Source organism: Sphingopyxis sp. DBS4 (assembly GCF_024628865.1).
Taxonomy (GTDB): Bacteria; Pseudomonadota; Alphaproteobacteria; order Sphingomonadales; family Sphingomonadaceae; genus Sphingopyxis.
Map to the genome: position 1 here is coordinate 3,925,527 of NZ_CP102384.1, position 21,434 is coordinate 3,946,960.

19 protein-coding genes are annotated in these 21,434 nt (G+C 65.7%); 5 read left to right on the forward strand and 14 right to left on the reverse strand.

Annotation, left to right across the window (positions count from 1 at the left end):
* Positions 1 to 82: 82 nt before the first annotated feature.
* From NP825_RS18970 to NP825_RS18995, 6 genes are all read right to left on the reverse strand, one after another.
* A complete protein-coding gene (locus NP825_RS18970; protein ID WP_257546541.1) occupies positions 83 to 1,576 on the reverse strand; it encodes a CoA-acylating methylmalonate-semialdehyde dehydrogenase in 1,494 nt (497 codons plus the stop codon).
* A 9-nt stretch (positions 1,577 to 1,585) separates the two neighbouring features.
* Complete coding sequence (iolB, locus tag NP825_RS18975) at positions 1,586 to 2,377, reverse strand: 5-deoxy-glucuronate isomerase (RefSeq protein WP_257546543.1); 792 nt, start codon at positions 2,375 to 2,377, stop codon at positions 1,586 to 1,588.
* Positions 2,377 to 3,270: a myo-inosose-2 dehydratase gene (iolE, locus tag NP825_RS18980; RefSeq protein WP_257546545.1), complete on the reverse strand. Its 894-nt coding sequence runs from the start codon at positions 3,268 to 3,270 to the stop codon at positions 2,377 to 2,379. The genes iolB and iolE overlap by 1 nt, the downstream gene beginning before the upstream one ends.
* On the reverse strand, positions 3,267 to 5,102 hold the full coding sequence (iolD, locus tag NP825_RS18985) for a 3D-(3,5/4)-trihydroxycyclohexane-1,2-dione acylhydrolase (decyclizing) (RefSeq protein WP_257546548.1): 1,836 nt from the start codon (positions 5,100 to 5,102) through the stop codon (positions 3,267 to 3,269). Before iolD ends, iolE begins: the two co-directional genes overlap by 4 nt.
* Positions 5,099 to 7,039: a 5-dehydro-2-deoxygluconokinase gene (gene iolC / locus NP825_RS18990; RefSeq protein WP_257546550.1), complete on the reverse strand. Its 1,941-nt coding sequence runs from the start codon at positions 7,037 to 7,039 to the stop codon at positions 5,099 to 5,101. The genes iolD and iolC overlap by 4 nt, the downstream gene beginning before the upstream one ends.
* A 94-nt stretch (positions 7,040 to 7,133) precedes the next feature.
* Positions 7,134 to 8,006: a MurR/RpiR family transcriptional regulator gene (locus NP825_RS18995; protein WP_257546552.1), complete on the reverse strand. Its 873-nt coding sequence runs from the start codon at positions 8,004 to 8,006 to the stop codon at positions 7,134 to 7,136.
* 146 nt (positions 8,007 to 8,152) lie between these two features.
* Here NP825_RS18995 and iolG point away from each other — a divergent pair, with 146 nt between their 5' ends.
* On the forward strand, positions 8,153 to 9,136 hold the full coding sequence (iolG, locus tag NP825_RS19000) for an inositol 2-dehydrogenase (protein WP_257546554.1): 984 nt from the start codon (positions 8,153 to 8,155) through the stop codon (positions 9,134 to 9,136).
* 178 nt (positions 9,137 to 9,314) lie between these two features.
* Here the strand turns inward: iolG and NP825_RS19005 are convergent, their stop codons facing one another.
* The 3 genes from NP825_RS19005 to groES form a co-directional block, all read right to left on the reverse strand.
* On the reverse strand, positions 9,315 to 10,079 hold the full coding sequence (locus NP825_RS19005; protein ID WP_257546556.1) for a glutaminyl-peptide cyclotransferase: 765 nt from the start codon (positions 10,077 to 10,079) through the stop codon (positions 9,315 to 9,317).
* 226 nt (positions 10,080 to 10,305) lie between these two features.
* Complete coding sequence (gene groL / locus NP825_RS19010; protein ID WP_257546558.1) at positions 10,306 to 11,949, reverse strand: chaperonin GroEL; 1,644 nt, start codon at positions 11,947 to 11,949, stop codon at positions 10,306 to 10,308.
* Between the two features lie 63 nt (positions 11,950 to 12,012).
* Positions 12,013 to 12,300, reverse strand: coding sequence for a co-chaperone GroES (gene groES / locus NP825_RS19015; RefSeq protein WP_037554105.1), 288 nt, complete (start codon positions 12,298 to 12,300; stop codon positions 12,013 to 12,015).
* Positions 12,301 to 12,370: 70 nt separating this feature from the next.
* Here groES and NP825_RS19020 point away from each other — a divergent pair, with 70 nt between their 5' ends.
* Positions 12,371 to 12,943: a hypothetical protein gene (locus NP825_RS19020; protein WP_257546564.1), complete on the forward strand. Its 573-nt coding sequence runs from the start codon at positions 12,371 to 12,373 to the stop codon at positions 12,941 to 12,943.
* On the opposite strand, the gene NP825_RS19025 is transcribed toward NP825_RS19020, so the two are convergent.
* Together NP825_RS19025 and NP825_RS19030 are read right to left on the reverse strand one after the other, a co-directional pair.
* On the reverse strand, positions 12,885 to 14,294 hold the full coding sequence (locus tag NP825_RS19025; RefSeq protein ID WP_257546566.1) for an MATE family efflux transporter: 1,410 nt from the start codon (positions 14,292 to 14,294) through the stop codon (positions 12,885 to 12,887). The genes NP825_RS19020 and NP825_RS19025 overlap by 59 nt on opposite strands.
* Before the next feature lie 188 nt (positions 14,295 to 14,482).
* Positions 14,483 to 15,055 (reverse strand): Pycsar system effector family protein, encoded by a 573-nt coding sequence (locus NP825_RS19030; RefSeq protein ID WP_257546568.1) that lies wholly within the window; start codon positions 15,053 to 15,055, stop codon positions 14,483 to 14,485.
* Between the two features lie 153 nt (positions 15,056 to 15,208).
* On the opposite strand from NP825_RS19030, the gene NP825_RS19035 reads away from it, so the two are divergent.
* The 3 genes from NP825_RS19035 (at position 15,209) to NP825_RS19045 (ending at position 18,727) form a co-directional block, all read left to right on the forward strand.
* On the forward strand, positions 15,209 to 15,445 hold the full coding sequence (locus tag NP825_RS19035) for an acyl carrier protein (RefSeq protein ID WP_257546570.1): 237 nt from the start codon (positions 15,209 to 15,211) through the stop codon (positions 15,443 to 15,445).
* Positions 15,446 to 15,452: 7 nt separating this feature from the next.
* Positions 15,453 to 16,655, forward strand: coding sequence for an aminotransferase class I/II-fold pyridoxal phosphate-dependent enzyme (locus NP825_RS19040; protein WP_257546572.1), 1,203 nt, complete (start codon positions 15,453 to 15,455; stop codon positions 16,653 to 16,655).
* A gap of 113 nt (positions 16,656 to 16,768) precedes the next feature.
* The gene (locus tag NP825_RS19045; RefSeq protein WP_257546574.1) at positions 16,769 to 18,727 is read left to right on the forward strand and encodes an ATP-binding protein; all 1,959 of its coding nucleotides are present in this window, start codon (positions 16,769 to 16,771) and stop codon (positions 18,725 to 18,727) included.
* 150 nt (positions 18,728 to 18,877) lie between these two features.
* On the opposite strand, the gene NP825_RS19050 is transcribed toward NP825_RS19045, so the two are convergent.
* From NP825_RS19050 to NP825_RS19060, 3 genes are all read right to left on the reverse strand, one after another.
* A complete protein-coding gene (locus NP825_RS19050; RefSeq protein WP_257546576.1) occupies positions 18,878 to 19,789 on the reverse strand; it encodes a hypothetical protein in 912 nt (303 codons plus the stop codon).
* Between the two features lie 85 nt (positions 19,790 to 19,874).
* Positions 19,875 to 20,846 (reverse strand): diacylglycerol kinase family protein, encoded by a 972-nt coding sequence (locus NP825_RS19055; RefSeq protein ID WP_257546578.1) that lies wholly within the window; start codon positions 20,844 to 20,846, stop codon positions 19,875 to 19,877.
* A gap of 6 nt (positions 20,847 to 20,852) precedes the next feature.
* Complete coding sequence (locus NP825_RS19060; RefSeq protein WP_257546581.1) at positions 20,853 to 21,326, reverse strand: DUF2141 domain-containing protein; 474 nt, start codon at positions 21,324 to 21,326, stop codon at positions 20,853 to 20,855.
* Between the last annotated feature and the right edge of the window lie 108 nt (positions 21,327 to 21,434).

Genomic DNA, 21,434 nt, shown 5'->3' on the forward strand with positions numbered 1-21,434 from the left:
CGGCAATCCAGGGTGTGACAAGCCGCTCTGGATTGCTTCGCTCCGCTCGCAATGACGGATGAGTAATCCCGAGCGATCAGCTCTATGACGTCGGAATAAGGAACGCATTGTCGCCGGCGCCGCCATCGGGCCAGCGCTGGGTCACTGTCTTGACCTTGGTCCAGAAGCGCACGCCTTCCATTCCATATTGGTTGGTATCGCCGAACCCCGAGCGCTTCCAGCCGCCGAAGCTGTGATAGGCGACGGGCACCGGGATCGGCACGTTGATGCCGACCATGCCGACGTTGACGCGCTGCGCGAATTCGCGCGCGGCGTGGCCGTTGCGCGTGAAGATCGCGACGCCATTGCCGTACTGATGATCGCTCGGCAGGCGCAGCGCCGTTTCGAAATCGGGGGCGCGGACGATCTGCAGCACCGGGCCGAAAATTTCCTCGCGATAGGCGCGCATGTCGGTCGTCACCCGGTCGAACAAAGTCGGGCCGACGAAGAAGCCCTGCTCATGCCCTTGCAGCACCAGCCCGCGGCCATCGACGACCAGCTCGGCGCCCTCGTCGACCCCGGCCTGGATCCATTGCTCGATGCGCGCCTTGTGCGCGGCGTTGACGACCGGGCCGTAATGCGCGTCGGGATCGCTCGACACCCCGACCTTGAGCGCGGCGATCGCCGGGATCAGCCGTTCGCGCAGCGCATCGGCGGTCTTGTCGCCCACCGGCACCACGACCGGCAGCGCCATGCAGCGCTCGCCCGCCGAACCGAAAGCGGCGCCGCAAAGGTCGCTGACGACCTGGTCGAGGTCGGCGTCGGGCATGACGATGCCGTGGTTCTTCGCGCCGCCCATCGCCTGCACGCGCTTCCCCGCTGCGGTGCCGCGCCCATAGACATAGTGCGCGATATCCGACGAGCCGACGAAGCTGACCGCCGCGATCGCCGGATGGTCGAGGATCGCGTCGACCATCTCCTTGTCGCCATGGACGACTTGCAGGATCCCCTCGGGCAGCCCCGCCTCGCGCATCAGCTCGGCGAGGCGCACCGGCACCGACGGATCGCGCTCGCTGGGCTTGAGGATGAAGGCGTTGCCCGCCGCGATCGCGGGGCCGAACATCCACATCGGGATCATCGCGGGAAAATTGAACGGGGTGATGCCCGCGACGACGCCGAGCGCCTGCCGCATGGCATAGACGTCGATTCCCGGCCCCGCGCCCTGCGTATATTCGCCCTTCAGCGCGTGCGGGATGCCGCACGAAAATTCGATGACTTCCAGCCCGCGCAGGATGTCGCCCCTTGCGTCGGCGACGACCTTGCCATGCTCGCTCGCGAGCAGCTCGGCGAGGTCCTGCATGTTCGCCTCGAGCAGTTCGCGGAAGCGGAACAACACGCGCGAACGGCGCTGCGGATTGGTCGCCGCCCAGCCGGGCTGCGCGGCCGCTGCCGTCGCGACGGCGCGATCGAGATCGGCAGGGGTCGAAAAGGCGACGCGCGCCTGAACCTGCCCCGTGCTCGGGTTGAAAACCTCGCCCGCACGCACGGAACCGCCGCCGGCGGCGTCGCCGGCGATGAAGGGGTCAATCTGTCTCATCGCTCTTCCTTACTGGCGCACGATCCACTCGTGCGCGGGGTCGTTGCGGAACACCCAGTTGCGCCGGGGTCCCGCCATCACGTTCAGATAATAAAGATCATATCCGTGCGGCGCGCCGACCGGATGATAACCGCGCGGCACCATCACGACGTCGCCGTCCTCGACCGCCATCGTCTCGTCGATGTCGCGTTCGTCGGTATAGACGCGCTGGAAGGCGAAGCCCTGCGGCGGCGACAGGCGGTGGTAATAGGTTTCCTCGAGGAAGGTCTCCTCGGGAAAGGCGTCGCGGTCGTGCTTGTGCGGCGGATAGCTCGACCAGTGGCCGCCGGGCGTGATCACCTCGACGACGAGCAGGCTTTCGGCCTCATCGGCATCGGACAGGATGTTGCGGACGTGGCGCGTGTTGGTGCCCTGCCCGCGCACCTCGACCGCGTCGGAGCGGATCAACCGCACCGCGCCGGCGCCGGTTCCCGGCGCGGTGCAGATCGCAACTTCGGCATCGGACGCCGCCCCTATCGTATAGCGATGACCGGCGGGGACATAGACCGAGGTCGCGGCGCCATCGAACACCGTCTCGCGCCCGCCGATATCGCCGAAATGCTCGCCGCCCGCATCGACCGACACCGTTCCGGTCAGGATCACGAGACACGCCTCGCGCCCGTCCTCGACATGATTGTAACGCGCACCCGCGGCCAGCCGGACAACGCGGAAACCGACATATGTCCAGCCCGCGCTTTCGGGCGTGATGTCGAGCAGCGTGCCATCGTCGTCGGGGGCGTGCGGGCGGACGAGCAGCGACATCAGACCAGCGCCTCCTCGCGCGCGAGCCGCTTCAGCGTGTCGAGGCCGAGCTGGCTGTATTCGCGCGGATTGGCAATCGCCGGGTCCTGTTCGGCCTCGATCACGATCCAGCCCGAATAATCCATGTCGGCGAGCGCGCGCATGAAGGGCGCATAATCATAGTCGCCGTCGCCGGGCGCGGTGAACATGCCGCCGACGACGCCATTGAGGAAGCTCGTCCCATTCGCGAGAAATTCGTCATATTTCGCGGTCCGCACATCCTTGCAATGGACGTGGGCGACGCGCTCGGGGCGCGCCTTGATCACGTCGATCGGCTCGATCCCGCCGAACAGCGCGTGGCCCGTGTCGAGCACCAGCCCGACATGATCGCCGGTCGCATCGAAGAAGCGCTCGAGCTCGTCCTTCGTCTCGACGAGGGTGCCGAGATGATGGTGATAGGCGAAACGCAGTCCGCGATCGGTGATGAAGCGCGCGACGGTGTTCAACCGCTCGCCGAACTGCTTCCAGTCGGCGGCGGGCAGCACCGGATGCGTGTCGAGCCGGCTGCCATAGCGGTCACCGTGGACCGCGTTCGACGTCTCGGCGAGGATGAAGACGCTCGAATCCATATATTCGAGCAGCGCGAGATGCTTCGCCAGCGCCGCAATCTCGGCATCGGCGTCGCGCACCAGAAGATTCGACGAATACCAGCCGCTGACGATGTCGAGGCCATAGCTCGACATGATCGGCGCGAGCGTTTCGGGATCGCGCGGGAATTTATTGCCCAGCTCGACCCCGTCGAAGCCGATGTCGCGAACATCGGTTAGCAGTTCGTCGAGCGTCGTATCACCGCCCAGTTCGCGCATGTCGTCGTTGCACCAGGCGATCGGGCTCACGCCCCAGCGGATCGTCATTGCCTCTCTCCGTCAATTCGATGTTCATAGTCGCGCCGCGCGGCCTGCACTTCGGCCCGCGTCGACACTTCGGGTACGGCGACGTCCCACCAATGGCCGCCCGCCTCGGTGGTGATCGCGGGATCGGTGTCGATGACGATCACGTAGCTTTTGGCCGACGCCTTGGCGCGGCCGAGCGCGGCGTCGAGGTCTGCGAGGCCGCCGACCTTCTCGGCCCCCGCACCGAGGCTACGGGCATGGGCCGCGAAATCGATCTCAGGCAGCACGGCATGCGCCGCGTCGGCGAGCAGATTGTTGAACGGACGCCCGCCCGTTCCCTGCTGCAGCCGGTTGATGCAGCCGTAGCCGCGGTTGTCGAGCAGCACGACTATGATCTTGTGCCCGAGCATCACCGAGGTTGCGAGTTCGGAGTTGAGCATCAGATAACTGCCGTCGCCGACCATCACGATGACGTCGCGCGCCGGGTCGGCCATCTTGACCCCAAGTCCGCCTGCGACCTCGTAACCCATGCACGAAAAGCCATATTCGACATGATAGCCGCCCGGGCGGTGGCTCCGCCAAAGCTTGTGGAGTTCGCCGGGCAGCCCGCCCGCGGCGCACACAACAGTGGCGTCCTCGCCCGCCTGCCGCCACACCGCGCCGATCACCTGCGCGTCGGAGGGCAGCGCGGTACCGGGCGTGGTCGCGGCGTCCCATGCGGCGTTCCATTCAGCAACTGCAGCGCGGTTCGCGTCGCCCCATGCCGCCTCGACCCGCCAATCGGCGAGCGCTTCGGTCAGGGCTTCGAGCGTTTCGCGCGCATCGCCGACGACCGCTTCGGCGCCCTGCTTGATCGCGTCGGGCACGGCGATGTTGACCTGGATCAGCCGCTTGCCCGCGAAGAGCGTACGCGATCCGGTGGTAAAATCCTGCAGCCGGGTACCGACGCCGATAATCAGGTCGGCGGCCTCGGCCGCGGCATTCGCCGCACTCGTCCCGGTGACGCCGATGCTGCCGAGCGCCTGGCGGTGATCCCACGCCAGCGCACCCTTCCCCGCCTGCGTCTCGGCGACCGGGATGCCGGTCTGCGCCGCGAGGTCGGCCAGCACCGCCTCAGCCCCGGAATAAAGCACGCCGCCGCCCGCGACGATCAGCGGCGCCTTTGCGGTGCGGACCGCTTCGACGAGACGGTCAAATTCCGCGCGGTCTGCGCGCGAACGGCGCTGACGCCAAAGGCGCGGAGCAAAGAAGCTCTCGGGATAGTCATAAGCCTCGGCCTGCACGTCCTGACAAAGCGCCAGCGTCACCGGCCCGCACAGCGCCGGATCGGTCAGCACACCCATCGCGCGCGGCAGCGCATCGATGATCTGTTCGGGCCGCGTGATACGGTCGAAATAGCGCGAGACCGGGCGGAAGCAGTCGTTTGCGCTGACCGTCGCGTCAGCAAAATCCTCGATCTGCTGGAGCACGGGATCGGGACGGCGACTGGCATAGACGTCACCGGGCAGGAACAGCACGGGCAGCCGGTTGACGTGCGCGAGTGCCGCCGCGGTCACCATGTTGGTCGCGCCGGGGCCGATCGAGGTCGTGCACGCCATCGCGCGGCGACGACGGCTCGCCTTGGCAAAGGCGATCGCCGCGTGCGCCATCCCCTGTTCGTTATGCGCGCGATACGTCGGAAGCGTGTCTTCCATCCCGGCGAGCGCTTCGCCCATCCCCGCGACATTACCATGGCCGAAGATCGCCCACATGCCCGCGAAATAGGGCAGTTCGACGCCATCGATCTCGACCCGCTGCGCCGCGAGCCAGCGCGACAGCGCCTGCGCCATCGTTAATCTGACAGTCCTGCTCATGCCGCCACCTTAGCACGGCGCGCCGCGCGCCAGCCATCGGCAAGAACACGCAGATTGGCGCCGAGCGCGGCAATCGCCGCCTCGTCGTCGATCGCGCCGGTCAGCCATTGCTGCGCGACGTCGTGGAAGATCGTCCGGCCGACCGCGAAGCCCTTGACCAGCGGAAAGGCGGCGGCGGCGACGATGCCCGCGAGCACTTCGTCCTGCGGCGCCGACAGGCCGAGCAGAACAATGCCGCGGCACAGCGGATCGTGGCGCAGGATCGCGGCCTCGCTCGCGGCCCAGGCGGCGGCATCGGTCGTCGGTTCGAGCTTCCACCAGTCGGGATAGATGCCGAGCGAATAGATATGGTCGATCACCGAGGCGATCGTGCCGCTGTCGACCGGCCCATGTTTCGAGGCGATGATTTCGAGCAGAAATTCGTGACGCGTGCGGCGACACGCGTCGAACAGCCGCGCTATCTGCCGGTCCTGCCGCGCGCGCATCTCGGCATCATCGTCCGGATGATAGAAGACGAGGCATTTGACGACATGGTTGGTCGGCCAGTCGCGCAGCGTCATGCCGACATCGGGCGAACCTTCGAAGCGCAGCGGACGCGACCCCGGCACCTCGATCGGCCGCCCGATCCAATAGGGATGATCGGCCGCCGCCTCGAGCGCGCGCGCACCGAAGCGCCCATCGAGCAGCACGCCGTAATTGGGATCGCCCGCGCCCATGCGGTGCAGCGCCTCGAGCGCCAGATTCTTGAAATGATGGACCCGCGCCTCGTCGCTTTCGCCGAGTTCGGCGAGCAGATCGTCGAACTGGCTGCGGTGATCGATCGCAAGGACCGTCAGTTCATCGCGCTCGCCGTGGCGGTTGGTCGACCAGTGGAGCTGTTCGAGCTCGGCACTTTCACGCAAGCGGTGCGGCCATTCGCGGCTGAGGAAATGCTGCAATTCGTCCCACGACGCCATTGCCGGGGCGCAGCCGTGCCGCGACACGACGAGCGCACCGCACGCATTGGCGATCTCGCAGCATTTTTCGAGCGGCATGTCCTTCAGCCAGCCGCGCAGGAAGCCGGCCATGAAAGCGTCGCCCGCACCGAGCACGTTGAACACCTCGATCGGAAAGCCGCGGCCGACGACCCCGGCGTCGAGCGATGCGGGGATATCGCCGGGAAAGGCTATGCAGCCGTCAGCGCCGCGCTTGCAGACGAGCAGCGCCGCACTCTTCGCGCGGATCGCACGGAGCGCGGCGAGCGTGTCGGTCGAGCCGCCAAGGATATGAATCTCCTCCTCGGTGCCGACGATCAGGTCGCAGAGCGGCAGTACGCGCTGGAGCGCTTCGGTCACGCCGCTATCCGCGACGAAGCGGTCCTCGCCATTGTCCTTGCCCGCGAGCCCCCACAGCACCGGCCGGTAATCGATGTCGAAAACGACGCGACCGCCGGCCGCCTTCATCAGCGTCGCCGCCTTGAGGCTCGCCGCGAACACGCCCGGTTGCGACAGGTGCGTGCCGTTGATCAGCAGCGCGCCGGCCGAAGCGATGAAATCGGGGTCGATATCGTCGGCGGCCAGCGCCATGTCGGCGCAATTCTCACGGTAGAAGATCAGCGGAAAGGTATCGGGATCGCGGATACCGAGGAAAACGAGCGCGGTCAGCCGGTCGGGGTCGGAGCGGACGCCGCGCGTCGACACCCCTTCGCGTTCGAGCTCCTCGACGATGAAGCGACCGAAATGATCGGCGCCGACACGCGTGATCAGCCCGGCGCGCAGGCCGAGGCGCGCGGCGCCGACCGCGGTGTTGGTCGGGCTGCCGCCGATATATTTGGCAAAGCTCGCCATATCCTCGAGCCGCCCGCCAATCTGTTCGCCGTATAGGTCGATCCCCGCGCGCCCCAGCGTGACGACATCCAGCCGGCCCTCTCCGCCCCGTTCCTGCCCTTGTTGCGTCATCGCTTTCGAGACCATCCTTCCTTGGTCTGAAACGCTTATTCCACTTTTAGAATGTTTGCAACATATGTTTCATGTTGGGGTGGCAATGAAATAGCTATGCCGGTCCGTCCTCGCGCGCCTTGCCGTCGGCGCGTGTTGCTTCGAAGGCGAAATTGATGACGAGCGCCTGCGCGAGACACATCGATGCCGACAGCGAGCGGAATTTCCGCACCTCCGCCTCGCGAATCTGCAGGACATGTTCGGCGGGCTTGGCGACCGGGCTGACTAGGCTGTCGCTGATCGCGAGGACGCGGCCGCCGCTCGCCTTGGCAGCGTTGACGACCGCGATCGTCTCTTCGGAATAGGGGTGAAAGCTGATCGCGATCAGCAGGTCGTCGGGGCCCATCGCGTGCACCTGCTGCAGCCCCAGCCCCCCGACTCCGTCGATGAACACCGCGCGCTTGCCCGCCTGGAGCAGCGAATAGGCGATATAGGACGCGACGGGGAACGAGCGGCGGAACCCCGCGACATGCACGGTGTCGGCCGCCATCAACAGGTCGACCGCCGCGCGCATGTCGGCACCGCTGACCGTCTGCAACAGATTCTGGATCGCAAGGCTGTTGCCCTCGACGAATTCGGAGAGGAGATTCGCGGGTTCCGCATCCTGCGCGCTGGTCGTCTGGTCGAGCTGGCGGACGCGCTCCGAATAGCCGAGCGCGGCATTGTTGCTGAGCAGCCCGTCGCGGAACAGACGCTGCATCTGACTCGCGCCCTCGAAGCCGAAACTTTTGGCGAAGCGCACGATCGCCGAGGGCTGGACGCCGCAGCGGTCGGCGATCACCGCAAGCGTTTCGAGCGCGATGTCGTTGGGCTCGTCGAGGATATAACGCGCGATCTGCTTGAGCCGCTTGCTCAGCGTCTCGTATCGGCTCACGATCTCGGCGCGCAATTCTTCCGCCGAGGCGGGGGCGGTCGGGACGTCGGTCAAAATCATTCTCCCCCGTTGGTCGGAAAAACGGAATATCTGTTCAAAACTTGTAACGCAACTGTCGCCCTGCGGCTTGTTCGAAGCTATGGAATATATGTTCCATATGATATAGATATGGAACATGGTTTCAACCGGAAGAGGATAATATGCACGACATCGCCCTGATCGGCGCCGGCAGGATCGGCAAAATCCATGCGGCGAACCTCGCCGCCAACCCGCGCCTGCGGCTGACGCGGGTCGTCGATCCCTTTCCCGAGGCGGCGGCGGAGATTGCGGCCCAATATGGCGCACAGGTTTCGACGATCGAGGACGCCCTCGCTGATCCGACCATCGCCGGCGTCGTCGTCGCCAGTTCGACCGACACCCATCTGCCCTACAGCCTCGCGGCCGCGGAGGCCGGCAAGGCGATCTTCTGCGAAAAGCCGCTCGATCAGGATCTGACCGCCGCGCGCGATTCGGCGGCGCGGTTCGCGGCGCTCAAAGCGCGGCTCTTCCTCGCCTTCAATCGCCGCTTCGACCCGAATTTCGCGGCCCTGCAGGCGCGGCTGGCGGACGGCGCGGTCGGCGCGCTCGAAACGCTGCACATCATCAGCCACGATCCCGCACCACCGCCGGTCGATTATGTCAAAGTGTCGGGCGGCATCTTCAAGGACATGGTGATCCACGATTTCGACATGGCGCGCTGGCTGCTCGGCGAAGAGGTGACCGAGGTCTTCGCCAGCGCCTCGGTGCTCGTTGACCCTGCGATCGGCGAGGCGGGTGATGCCGATACCGCGAAGACGATCCTGCGCACCGCATCGGGCCGCCTCTGCGTGATCTCGTCGAGCCGCCGCAGCGGCTATGGCTACGACCAGCGGATCGAGGCGTTCGGATCGAAAGGCATGATCCGCGCGCAGAACCAGCTCGAAACGACGGTCGAGACGTGGGGCGAGAAGGGCGCCGCCGCCGATCGCTTCCAGAATTTCTTCCTCGATCGCTATGCCGTTGCCTACGCCCGCGAGGCCGAGCATTTCGCCGACATTCTGGACGGCGCCGCGCCGCTCGTCGATTTTCGCGATGGCGTCGCGGCGCTGGCGCTGGCCGAGGCGGCGGCGCAGTCGGCACAGACGGGCGAGCGGGTGCTGCTCTAGAGTGCCGATTTTGATGGCATCAAAACCGGCACTCTAGATTCTTGTCTTACCGTGTTTTCCGAGTCGTCAGCTGGTTCCACCTGACTTGAAAGCACTCTAAAAGATTGGCGGCGTCCGGCGCCTCCTACCTGCGCCGTTCCCACGAAGGCGGGGATGAGGGTCGCAATATATCTGCCCTCTACCCGCAATCGGCGAGCGCGATCTCGTAGAGCTTCGGCCAATATTTGCCGGTGACGAACAGCCGCTTCTTCTTCGCGTCCCACGCGATGCCGTTGAGCACGCTGTCGGACCCGCGCGCCCCCGCATCCGCCTTCAGCCCCGAAAGGTCGACGAGCGACACGACGTCGCCGCTCGCGGGGTCGATGCGGACGATCAGGTCGGTCATCCAGATATTGGCCCAGATTTGTCCGTCGATCGTTTCGAGCTCGTTGATCATGCGCAATGGCCGGCCGCCGAAGCGGACGGTGACGCGGCCTTGCTCCTTCATCGTCGCGGGGTCGAGGAAGCGAAGATCGGACGAACCATCGCTGAGCACTAGGCGATCCCCGACCATGGCGACGCCCCACCCTTCGCCATCATAGGCAAAATCGCCGAGCGGTTTCAGATCCTTGATCGACCAGCGATGGCCGACGCCGTTCTGCCACGTCACACCGATGATCTGATGGCCCCAGCGCGTGATCCCCTCGCCGAACTGATCGTCGGGCAGCTTCGTCTCGGCCAGCGCCTTGCCGGTTTCGAGGTCGAGCCGCGCGATGCGCGAATGGCCATATTGGCCAGTGGCTTCGTAAAGATGCCCGCCGTCCCAGAACAGGCCCTGGGTGAAGGACGCGCTGTCGTGCGGATAGCTTTGGACGACGCGATAGCCGCAGCGCTCGACCGGCGGCGGTACGGGATCGGCGACCGCCGGTTCGGCGAGCAGAACGAAGGCAAGAAGAAGACTCATAGCGTCTAGCTATGCCGGACAGCACGAACTGGCAATGAGAGAGCCACCGTGCCCCTGCGAAGGCAGGGGCCCATCACCGGACGACGCGTTTCCCCGCGACCGGCGGCTATGAGGGCAACGGCAGATGATGGGCCCCTGCCTTCGCAGGGGCACGACGCGCAAGAAAAGGGCCGGAGGATCGCTCCCCCGGCCCCGTTTCTTCGACTGAGCGCCGAACGGTTCGGACTTAGAAGTCCATGCCGCCCATGCCGCCCATGCCGCCGCCGCCCATCGGCATCGCCGGCTTGTCTTCGGGAAGCTCGCTGACCGCCGCTTCGGTAGTGATCAGCAGGCCCGACACCGACGCAGCGTCCTGAAGCGCGGTGCGCACGACCTTGGTCGGGTCGATGACGCCGGCGGCCTTCAGATTTTCATAGACGTCGGTCGCGGCGTTGAAGCCCTGGTCCTGGTTGTTTTCGCGCAGCAAATTGCCCGCGACGACCGCACCATCGTGGCCGGCGTTGGCCGCGATCTGGCGCAGCGGCGCTTCGATCGCCTTGCGGACGATGTCGATGCCGCGGGTCTGGTCGTCGTTGGCGCCCTTGAGGCCATCGAGAGCCTTGGTCGCGTAGAGGAGCGCGGTGCCGCCACCGGGGACGATGCCTTCCTCGACCGCAGCGCGGGTCGCGTGCAGCGCGTCGTCGACGCGGTCCTTGCGTTCCTTGACCTCGACCTCGGTCGCGCCGCCGACCTTGATCACCGCAACGCCGCCGGCGAGCTTCGCCAGACGTTCCTGCAGCTTTTCGCGGTCATAGTCGCTGGTCGTGGTTTCGATCTGCGCGCGGATCTGTTCGACGCGGCCCTTGATCGCTTCGGCTTCACCCGCACCGTCGACGATGGTGGTGTTGTCCTTGTCGATGGTGACGCGCTTCGCCTGACCGAGCATGTTCAGCGTGACCGACTCGAGCTTGATGCCCAGGTCTTCGCTGATCATTTCGCCGGCGGTCAGGATCGCGATGTCCTGCAGCATCGCCTTGCGGCGATCGCCGAAGCCCGGCGCCTTGACGGCCGCGACCTTCAGGCCGCCGCGCAGACGGTTGACGACGAGGGTCGCGAGCGCTTCGCCTTCGATATCCTCGGCGATGATCAGCAGCGGACGGCCCGACTGCACCACGGCTTCGAGGATCGGAAGCATCGACTGGAGGTTCGACAGCTTCTTCTCGAAGATCAGGATGTAGGGATCGGCGAGTTCGACCGTCATCTTTTCGGGGTTGGTAATGAAGTAAGGCGACAGGTAGCCGCGGTCGAACTGCATGCCTTCGACGACGTCGAGTTCGAACTCGAGGCCCTTGGCTTCCTCGACGGTGATCACGCCTTCCTTGCCGACCTTGTCCATCGCTTCGGCGATCTTCTCGCCGACTTCGGTGTCGCCGTTGGCCGAGATGATGCCGACCTGGGCGATTTCCGAATTGCCGGCGACCGGGGTCGAACGCGCGGCGAGATCGGCGACGACCTTGCCGACCGCGAGGTCGATGCCGCGCTTGAGGTCCATCGGGTTCATGCCGGCGGCAACCGACTTCATGCCCTCGCGAACGATCGCCTGGGCGAGAACGGTCGCGGTGGTGGTGCCGTCACCGGCCTTGTCGTTCGCCTTGCTGGCGACTTCGCGCAGCATCTGCGCACCCATATTCTCGAACTTGTCCTTGAGCTCGATTTCCTTGGCGACCGACACACCGTCCTTGGTGATGCGGGGGGCGCCGAAGCTCTTGTCGATCACGACGTTGCGCCCCTTGGGGCCCAGCGTGACCTTGACGGCGTCGGCGAGGATGTCGACGCCCTTCAGGATGCGCTCGCGCGCGTCGCGCGAAAATTTAACGTCCTTGGCAGCCATTGGCTCATTCCTTTCAAAGGCGCAGAAAACTGCGCAACTTCACTCTCAATTCGACGGATGGACTCAGGCGATGACGCCGAGGATGTCCGATTCCTTCATGATCAGCAGCTCTTCGCCGTCGACCTTGACTTCGGTGCCCGACCATTTGCCGAACAGGATGCGGTCACCGGCCTTGACGTCGAGCGGGGTGACCTTGCCGTCGTCGGCGCGGGTGCCCGAACCGACCGAGACGACTTCGCCTTCCTGCGGCTTTTCCTTGGCGGTGTCGGGGATGATGATGCCGCCGGCCGTCTTTTCCTCGGCTTCGATACGGCGGACGAGCACGCGGTCGTGCAGCGGACGAAATTGCATGGATATCCCTCCAGAGGTGCAAATGATGTCACTTAGCACTCACGCGGGGCGAGTGCTAACAGGCGGGCATATGGGTCGCACCCCGTGGGGCGTCAAGCGGAGTCCAACGAAAATTTTACGCCTGCTCGGCTATGGCATCCAGATGGGGTGCGAAGTTCCTATCATCAAGGACGTTGAACCGCCCAGCCAACTGGAGTTGCTGGAGCGCGGAGCGCGTTTACGAAGCGATTTGCTCGATGCCTTTGCCCGCCTCGAAGAGGTTGTCTGCAAGAAGCTCGATCACGATGCAAAAGGAACGGCCGCCCAATCGCTGACCCAGAAGCTCAACGCTTTAGAGAAGGCTTCATTTCGTCATCCCATCAAGGCCAAACAGCGGATCGCGGAAATTCGCGCTTTGGTAGAGTGCCGGAACGACATGGTGCATTCTATCTTGGCGGTTGCCGAACTGAGCAGCGATTCCAACAGCTATTTCGTGTTCCGCAATGTCTCGGCGCTACCGGACTGCACAGGACGGCAGCTACGAGCCATCACGAGTGAAGAGTTCAAGGCGCTGATCAGCCGCGTAAAGACCGCAGCAAAACAACTCAGCGATCAGCCGATGAAGGCAACAGCCCCAACCGCCCCCGCAGCCGCCACCGCGTGAGCAGCAGCGCCGCGACGACGACCAGCCCGACCGCGAGGCCGATCCACACGCCGACCCCCGCCATCGGCGTCCAGAAGCCGAGGTAGATGGCGGTGCCATAGCCCGCGAGCCAATAGCCGCAGACCGCGATCAGCATCGGGATGCGCGTGTCCTGCAGCCCGCGCAGCACCCCCGCCGCGACCGTCTGCGCACCGTCGAAGAGCTGGAAGGCCGCGGCGACGACGAGGAACTGCATCGCAAAGCCGACGAGCAGCGCGTTCTTCGGATCGCCGACATCGACATAGATCGACAGGAAAAGACTCGGAAACAGCCACATCGACAGCGCGGTGAGCGCCATGAAGCCGATGCCGAGCCCCAGCGAGGCGCGACCCGCGAGCGCGATGCCGCGGCGGTCGCCCGCGCCGTATGCGAGCCCGACGCGGATCGTCGCCGCCTGCGCGACCCCGAACGGAATCTGAAAGGCAAGCGCCGCGATCTGGAGCGCGATCGTATGCCCGGCAAGCTGCGCCTCGCCGATCCGCCCCATCAGGAAAGCCGCGCCGGTGAACAGCCCCGCCTCGGCGAGGATCGTCAGCCCGATCGGCGTGCCGATGCGCAGGATTTCGGTGAAGCGGCTCCATTCGCTGCGCCACCAGTTGCCGAACAGATGATAGCGCCGCAACCGCCGGTCGCTCTGGATCACGACGACATAAGCGATCAGCATCGCGGTGCTGGTGAGGATGCTCGACAGCGCCGAACCGTGGAGGCCGAGCGCGGGCATACCGAGATGGCCGAACACCAATACCCAATTGCCGAACCCGTTGACGAACAGCGCCAGGAAGGTGATCGCGGTCGCGATCGTCGGCCGGCCGAGCGCGGAAACGAAGATGCGCAGCACGCTCGCCGCGATCGACGGAAACATGCACCACATGAGCAGCAGCAGGAAGCTGGCGGCACGGTGGGTCAGTTCGGGCTCCTGCCCCGTCGCGCGCATGATCGGCCCGCCCGCCGCGCAGACACCCATGAAGACGAGCGAGACGAGCAGGCTGAGCCACAGCGCCATGCGGACGGTGCGCCGCACCTCGCGCACGCTATGCTTGCGCCGCCCGAGTTCGGCGGCGATCAGCGGCGCCGACGCTCCGACGAGTCCGGTGCCGGTCCACAGCAAGAGGCCATAGATCGAAACGCCGAGCGACGACGCCGCGAGCGCCGCATCGCCAAGCCGCGCCACGAAGATGACGTCGATCGCATAGACGAGCATCTGGAGCAGGTTCGCGGCCGCCAGCGGCCAGGCGAGCGCCAGCGTCGCGCGAAATTCGGCGCGGAAATTCTGCGGCGGCGCCGCGGTCAGGGGGTGGGCCTGCTCCAGCATAGCCGGCCCGGATAGGCGCGGGGTTTCCGGCGTTCAATAGCGGTGAAGCGCCGCGCGCGGTTTCAGGGGCGGGGGTGATAAAAAGGCAACAGCCGCTCCCTCATTTCGTCATTGCGAGCGAAGCGAAGCAATCCAGAGTGGCGTAAACCGCTCTGGATTGCTTCGCTTCGCTCGCAATGACGCGGCTTTTACCCAACCCACATCGCCGTCATCTCATAGGCGAAGGCGAGAAAGGTCAGCGTCAGCCCCACCACGAACAGCCGATAGGCATAGGCCAGAAACCGATATTTGCGCCGCGCGAGGATCAGGCCGTTCTGATAGGTATCGCGCAGGATCGTCTCGTAAAGGTCCTCCTCGGTCCGCATCCGCGCCTTGACCGCGTCGATGAACTCATCCTCGTCCATCTGCGCGAAGCGGCCGAAGAAGAGGATGTTGCTGTGATCCTTGCCGTCGCGATAGACGGCGGGCGGCGCCTTGCCGACACGCGGCAGCACCGCCGAGATCGCGAGCAGCGCCGAGAGAAACGAAAAGGTCGCGAGCACCGTCAGCGGCAGCGCGAATGCCCCCGGGCCGCTGCGCGCCTGTCCGACCGCAAGCGTGAAGACGACGAAGGTCGCGCCCATCAGGATCGACGCCTTTTGGTCCGCCATCTGCGACAATTGCATCGTGATCTGCTGGTTGGTGCGCACGAGATGCACCGCATTGGGCGGGAAGGAAATCGCCGGCCGGTCCGGCGTCGCATCCGATTTTTCGCTGTCCATATAAGTCCCGTCCCTGTCCGCGACCTTTTGCGGGGATGGCATGAAGCGTCGGGAACGGCAAGATGCTGCCCGATTCCCGCCGCATTCGCTTGCCATGCGGGACGCATCGCGGCATTCCCGCGCGCAACATTCTATCTATATGGGACGCACCCGATGAGCACCGCCCTCAAGGACCAGATTTACGGCCTGATCACCCCTTTCAACAAGAAGGGCGTCGACCTTACCGACGCGACGACCTTTGCCGGCGACCTTGAATGGGACAGCCTGACGGTGATGGATTTCGTCGCCGAGGTCGAGGACACGTTCGACATCATCATCAGCATGAACCAGCAGGCCGAGATCGAGACTGTCGGCCAGTTGATCGCCGCGGTCGAAAAGCTGCAGGGCTGACCCGCCGATGACCGACCTCTTCTCCAAATTCGACCCGCTGATCAAGCAGCGCGAAGATCTGCTCGCGACCGGCGTCACCGATCCGTTCAGCCTGGTGATGGAGAAAGTCCTCTCCCCCACCGTCGCGATCTGCAACGGGCGCGAGACGATCCTGCTCGGCACCTATAATTATATGGGGATGACCTTCGACGAGGACGTCATCGCCGCGGGCAAGGACGCGCTCGACCGCTTCGGCAGCGGCACGACCGGCAGCCGCGTCCTCAACGGCACCTATCAGGGTCACAAGGCGTGCGAGGACGCGCTGAAAGAGTTTTACGCCATGGATCATGCCATGGTCTTCTCGACCGGCTATCAGGCAAACCTCGGCATCATCTCGACGATCGCGGGCAAGGGCGACTATGTCATCCTCGACATCGACAGCCACGCCTCGATCTACGACGGCTGCAAGATGGGCGACGCCGAAATCGTCGCCTTTCGCCACAACGACATCGAAGCCTTGGAAAAGCGCCTGAAGCGCCTGCCGCCCGAGGCGGGCAAGCTCGTCGTGCTTGAGGGCGTCTATTCGATGCTCGGCGACGTCGCGCCGCTGAAGGACATGATCCGCATCGCCAAGGAAAATGGCGCGATGGTGCTGGTCGACGAAGCGCATTCGATGGGCTTCATCGGCGAGCATGGCCGCGGCGTCGCCGAGGCGCAGGGCGTGATCGACGACGTCGATTTCATCATCGGCACCTTTTCGAAGAGCGTCGGCACCGTCGGCGGCTTCTGCGTCTCGAACCATCCGAAGTTCGAAATCATGCGGCTGGTCTGCCGGCCTTACGTCTTCACCGCCTCGCTGCCGCCGAGCGTCGTCGCGACCGCCGCGACGAGCATCCGCAAGCTGATGCACGGATCGAACAAGCGCGCGCACCTTTGGGAAAATTCGAAGACGCTGCACAAGGGGCTCAAGGATCTGGGCTTCACGCTCGGCACCGAGGAGCCGCAGTCGGCGATCATCGCCGTCATCATGCCCGACCTCGAAAAGGGCGCAATGATGTGGGAAGCGCTGCTCGAGGAAGGCCTCTACGTCAACCTCGCGCGCCCGCCGGCGACTCCCGCGGGCATGACCCTGCTGCGCTGCTCGCTCTGCGCCGAACATTCGAGCGATCAGGTCGGCGAGATTCTCGCCCGCTTCGAACGCGCGGGCCGACGCGCCGGGATTTTGGGCTGAGCCGGGCACCCGCGCCGACCAGCGGATTCCTTTTCGCGGCGAATCGAGCCGGCGCGCGGCGCCTGCGTCCTTCGCACCTTTGCCCCGCGCCGCTTGTCCGGTAGAACGCACGCGTGTTCGAGCGGGATCTGGACGATGAAACCGAGGAACGGCGGGAGCGGTTTCGCTTCTGGCTGACCGTCGGACTGGGCGCGATCCTGACCTGCGTGGTCGGGGCGCTCGTCCTGCTGCTCAGCCGCGCCAACGACGATTACGACCGCTCGCTCGGCTGGCAGGCGCACAGCCTGGAAATCATCTCGCAGACGCGCAGCCTCGACGCGGCACTGGCCCGCGCCGAAGCCGCGCTCGGTCGCTTCGCGGTCGGGCTGCAGAAAGAGGATGGCCGCGTCTATCAACAGCAATGGGGGCTGTCGCAGCAATATCTGACGCTGCTCCAGCGCAACGTCCGCGACAATCCTGAGCAGGCCGAGCTCGTCCGCAAACTGACCGCCGAACTCGACGCGCGCGGCGCCCAGCTCGGCGACGCCGCACTCAGCGCCAATTATCGCCAGACCGTCGCCGCCATATCCAAATATAATGCCGCCGGCCACGACGCCGCGCTGATCCGCATCGACCGGCTGTTGTCCAGCCTCATTCGCAACGAGCGCCGGATATTGTTCGAGCGCAATCGCGTCGCGGCGTCGGACCGCGCCAGCCTCAACCAGGCGATCCTGCTCTTTTCGCTGCTCGGCGCCGCCGCCGCGGTGATCGCGATCGCCGCCACCGTCTCGCTCGTCCGCGCCGAGGGCGAACGCCGCGCGGCGCGGCGCGAAACCTTGTTCGAGAGCGACCGCGCGATGCAGCTCGAGGCCGCGGTCGAGGCGCGCACCGCCGAGCTTGCGCAGGCCAACGACGCGCTGCGCAGCGAGATGGGCGAGCGCGAAGCGGCCGAGGCGCAGCTTCGTCAGGCGCAGAAGATGGAAGCCGTCGGCCAATTGACCGGCGGCATTGCGCATGATTTCAACAATATGCTCGCGGTCGTCGTCGGCGGGCTCGAACTCGCGCAGCGGCTCGTCGCGACCGCGCCCGACAAGGCGCAACGGCACCTGAGCAATGCGATGGACGGCGCCAACCGCGCCGCCGACCTGACGCGCCGCCTGCTCACCTTCGCGCGATCGGAACCCGCGCGCCCCGAAATGATGCCGGTCGACGAGTGCATCACCAGCTTCGCCGAGCTGATCGAACGGACGATCGGCGACCGCATCGCGCTGACGCTCGATCTGCATGCACCCGACCTGGCCTGCTGGGTCGACCGCCAGCAGTTCGAGAATGCGCTGCTCAATCTCGCGGTCAACGCGCGCGATGCGATGGACGGCCATGGCTCGCTGACGATCCGCACGCTGCGCGATGAAGAGGAAGAAGCGGCGGCGCTGGCGGTGCAGGTCATCGACACCGGCTGCGGCATGTCGCCCGAAGTGCTCGAACGCGTCTTCGATCCCTTCTACACCACCAAGCCCGCCGGCCAGGGCACCGGCCTCGGCATGAGCCAGGTCTTCGCCTTCTGTCGCCAGTCGGGCGGCGAGGTGCAGGTGTCGTCGACCGAAGGCGAAGGGACGAGCGTCGCGATGCTCCTCCCCGTCGCGCGGCCCGAGGAAGCAGGCGCGGCGCTGACAAATGCGAACGAGGCGGCCGACGAGGCAGCGCCGGGCGACGCGCTCACCATCCTTGTCGTCGAGGACGACCAGCGCGTCCTCGCAGCGACGGTCGATGCGGTCGAGGAACTGGGGCATAAGGCGGTCGCATGCGGCAATCCGCTCGACGCCGAGGCGCTCGTCGACACGCACGGCGGGTTCGACCTCATCCTCTCGGATGTACTGATGCCCGAACTCACCGGCCCCGAAATGATCGCCGGGCTGAAGCAGCGCTGGCCCGACCTGCCGGTGCTGTTCGTCACCGGCTACGCCGGCGATGCGAGCGAGGACGAGGCATTCGGCGACCACGACGTGCTGCGCAAACCCTTCACCCTGACCGCGCTCGACCAGGCGATCCGGCGCAGCAATGCCCCGGCGGAGGGGCGGCGGCTGGCGGGCTGATTTAAGGGTTTACAGCGCGATTATGGACCAACATCCATATTCCGTTCGTGTCGAGCGAAGTCGAGACACCCATCGCGGCAGCGCAAGGTCGATGGGTGTCTCGACTTCGCTCGACACGAGCGGGAAAGGGAGGCGGCTTTGGCACGCCGCTCAGCGGATAGCGCCGCTCTTCATCAGGCGCGGCACCAGCGTCACCGCCGCGAGCAGCGGCCAGCGGCGCTGCCAGGGCTTGATCTCGATCTTCGTACCTGCGTGGCGATTGATCTTCCACGCCAGATAATCGATCCCGCCGGCATAGGTGAGGCTCGCTTTCGCCAGTCGTACGATGCTGAGCAGCTTGCCCTCGATGCGGCGGCGCGCCCAGCCGCCGCTCGGTGCGCCGGTGGAAATCGCGGCGATCACCGGCTCGCTGAAGCGCCGATAGCGGCCGGGATCGGCATCGACGACCGACTGCGCGCGGTTCGCGCGTTCGGCGCGCAGCTCGACCGAATAGGTCAGTGAAAAAGCACGGCGCCACCAGTCGAGCGGCTCCTCGCCGGCGCGCGAGCCCGCGGCGGCGAGCAGCGTCGGCGCGGCGCGCGACACCGCCGCGACGGCCCGCCCCGCCGCGGTGTCGTCGACCGCCCAGACGAGCCGCGACGGCTGCGCGAAGCGCGCCCAGACCGACACATTGCGCGTCTCCGGCCCGTTCAGCCGGTCGAAGTCGGCTTCGCTCAGCACCGCATATTTGGCGATCAGTCCGCCGTGCTGGAACGGAAAGACATTGGGCGGGATCAGCCGGTTCGCGAGCGCCAGCCAGCGCCGTGGATAGGCGTCGCCATAGTCGGAGACGATCAGATAGAAATCGAGCATCAGCCCGTCGAGTTCGCGCTCGCGCAGGCAGCTCCCGTAAAAAAGCACCGCGCGCGCGCTGCCCGGATAGTCGGCGGCGATCGCCGCCGCCATCGCGGCAACGCGCGGATCGACGGGGAGCGACAATTCTTCGCGGACGAGTTGCGCCAGCCTGTCCGGCTCCCCGAGCGAAGCCGAGGGGCTCGTTCGAGCGAAGCGAGAACCGCTCATGGGCCTCGACTGCGCTCGGCCTGCCCCCTCGGCTTCGCTCGGGGAATCGGGATGGGTGGAATCGCGCATTGCCGAAATGCCCGGCTCAGGCGGCAAGGCGCAGGAAAGGCACCGGCTGTGTCGAGGTCAGGATGATCGGCTTGCCGCCCGTCGCCTCGAAAATCTCGCCGTCGAGGATGACATTCGAGCGTTCGCCTTCGATGCGGATTTCGTCACCCTGCTGGAAATGCACGCCGTCGAGCGGCTTCTGCCCCAGCGTCCCGCGCCACGTCGCGCCGAGCATCCGGAACAGCGCCCCGACGCTGCTTTCGGTCGCGAGCAGCTTCATATGGCCATTCGGCCCGGGGCCGTCGCCGGTGCGGATGCTGAGCAGCAATTTTTCGAGCGTCGTGACGATCAGCAGCGAGAATTTACCCTGGAACTCGCCCTGGCGGACGAGCGACACCGTCATCGGTTCGGGCTTCGGCGGCAGGCGCCCGCCGCCGATCCCCAGGATCATCGCGAACAGGCCGAGGATCGCGGCGAGGACGTGCGACACGCCGTTCGGCAGCCCGAGCGGATAGATGCGATGGCGGCAATAGAGCATGACGTCGGCGAGATAGGCGCCGCCGAGGAACATGCCGAGCACCGGCCGACCCCCGTCACGGTCGAGCGCGATGAGCTGGCGCTCGACGACATGATCCTCGAGCCGGCCATCGTGGACCAGCTCGACGACGCGTTGCAACGCCTTGATCGGATCGCCCTCGGCGCCCAGGTCGAGCGCGATCAAATTGGTCTTGCCGTTGGGCAGCACCGCGACCGGCGGCGGCGAGCCGCCGAAATGGCCGCCTGAATAGAGCTCGGTCAGCGCCGCCTGGACGGTGCCGTCGCCGCCGTTGATCGCGACGATGCGCGGGGAGACCATCGCGATGGTGCGGATCGCCTCGCCGATCTGGTCGACATCCTCGACCTCGTAATGGAAAATGTCGGGGTGCGCCGCGCAATATTCGCGCACCCGCGGCAACAGGGCCCGGTTGCCCGTCGAGCGTGGATTGGAAAGAAGCGCGACGCTCGCCATTCGTCCCTACATATATTTCATGGTGATGGTGATCGTCCGCGGCGCGTTGCCGACCGCAAAGGCGGTCTTCTTGTAGCTCGGCTTGCCGAGGTTGAAGATGTTGATGCTCGGATTGTTCGACATGCCGCCGCCGTCCGAGGTCAGATCGGTCTTGCCGTTGCCGTTGACGTCGTGGCGCACCGCGATGCCATAGCTGCCCGCTTCGGGAAGCGGCACGCACACGGTCATCGACCCCGCGCGCACGGGCACTTCGATCCGGTTGATCCAGCGGCCCTTGGTGAGCCAGTCGGCTGCGGTCGCGCGATAGCTTTGCACGCGCACTTTGCCCGTGCCGCCTTTCAATCCGTTGATCTGGACCAGCGTGGACGGTCCGCTTCGGCACTTCGACAGGTCGTTCGACATGACCTGCCCCTCTGCATTCGCCGCTCCCGCGACGAACAGCAAAGCCAGACAGAGGGACGTCGATACAAATTTCGACATGACGCAATAGCTCCCAGTGGTTATAGCCATGCCAGCCAGGCTGGTATGGGCCCCTGTCGCCCTTGAATCGGCATATCGGAAACATTTGCGGCCAAATCATGGTGATGG

Coding starts and splice junctions, on each gene's coding strand:
- NP825_RS19035 (WP_257546570.1), top strand. CDS start 15,209: ATGAGCACCGCCCTCAAGGACCAGATTTACGGCCTGATCACCCCTTTC.
- NP825_RS19055 (WP_257546578.1), bottom strand. CDS start 20,846: ATGGCGAGCGTCGCGCTTCTTTCCAATCCACGCTCGACGGGCAACCGG.
- NP825_RS19060 (WP_257546581.1), bottom strand. CDS start 21,326: ATGTCGAAATTTGTATCGACGTCCCTCTGTCTGGCTTTGCTGTTCGTC.
- NP825_RS19040 (WP_257546572.1), top strand. CDS start 15,453: ATGACCGACCTCTTCTCCAAATTCGACCCGCTGATCAAGCAGCGCGAA.
- groES (WP_037554105.1), bottom strand. CDS start 12,300: ATGCAATTTCGTCCGCTGCACGACCGCGTGCTCGTCCGCCGTATCGAA.
- iolG (WP_257546554.1), top strand. CDS start 8,153: ATGCACGACATCGCCCTGATCGGCGCCGGCAGGATCGGCAAAATCCAT.
- NP825_RS19030 (WP_257546568.1), bottom strand. CDS start 15,055: ATGGACAGCGAAAAATCGGATGCGACGCCGGACCGGCCGGCGATTTCC.
- groL (WP_257546558.1), bottom strand. CDS start 11,949: ATGGCTGCCAAGGACGTTAAATTTTCGCGCGACGCGCGCGAGCGCATC.
- NP825_RS18970 (WP_257546541.1), bottom strand. CDS start 1,576: ATGAGACAGATTGACCCCTTCATCGCCGGCGACGCCGCCGGCGGCGGT.
- iolD (WP_257546548.1), bottom strand. CDS start 5,102: ATGAGCAGGACTGTCAGATTAACGATGGCGCAGGCGCTGTCGCGCTGG.
- NP825_RS19020 (WP_257546564.1), top strand. CDS start 12,371: ATGGGTCGCACCCCGTGGGGCGTCAAGCGGAGTCCAACGAAAATTTTA.
- iolC (WP_257546550.1), bottom strand. CDS start 7,039: ATGACGCAACAAGGGCAGGAACGGGGCGGAGAGGGCCGGCTGGATGTC.
- iolB (WP_257546543.1), bottom strand. CDS start 2,377: ATGTCGCTGCTCGTCCGCCCGCACGCCCCCGACGACGATGGCACGCTG.
- NP825_RS19005 (WP_257546556.1), bottom strand. CDS start 10,079: ATGAGTCTTCTTCTTGCCTTCGTTCTGCTCGCCGAACCGGCGGTCGCC.
- NP825_RS19025 (WP_257546566.1), bottom strand. CDS start 14,294: ATGCTGGAGCAGGCCCACCCCCTGACCGCGGCGCCGCCGCAGAATTTC.
- iolE (WP_257546545.1), bottom strand. CDS start 3,270: ATGACGATCCGCTGGGGCGTGAGCCCGATCGCCTGGTGCAACGACGAC.
- NP825_RS19050 (WP_257546576.1), bottom strand. CDS start 19,789: ATGAGCGGTTCTCGCTTCGCTCGAACGAGCCCCTCGGCTTCGCTCGGG.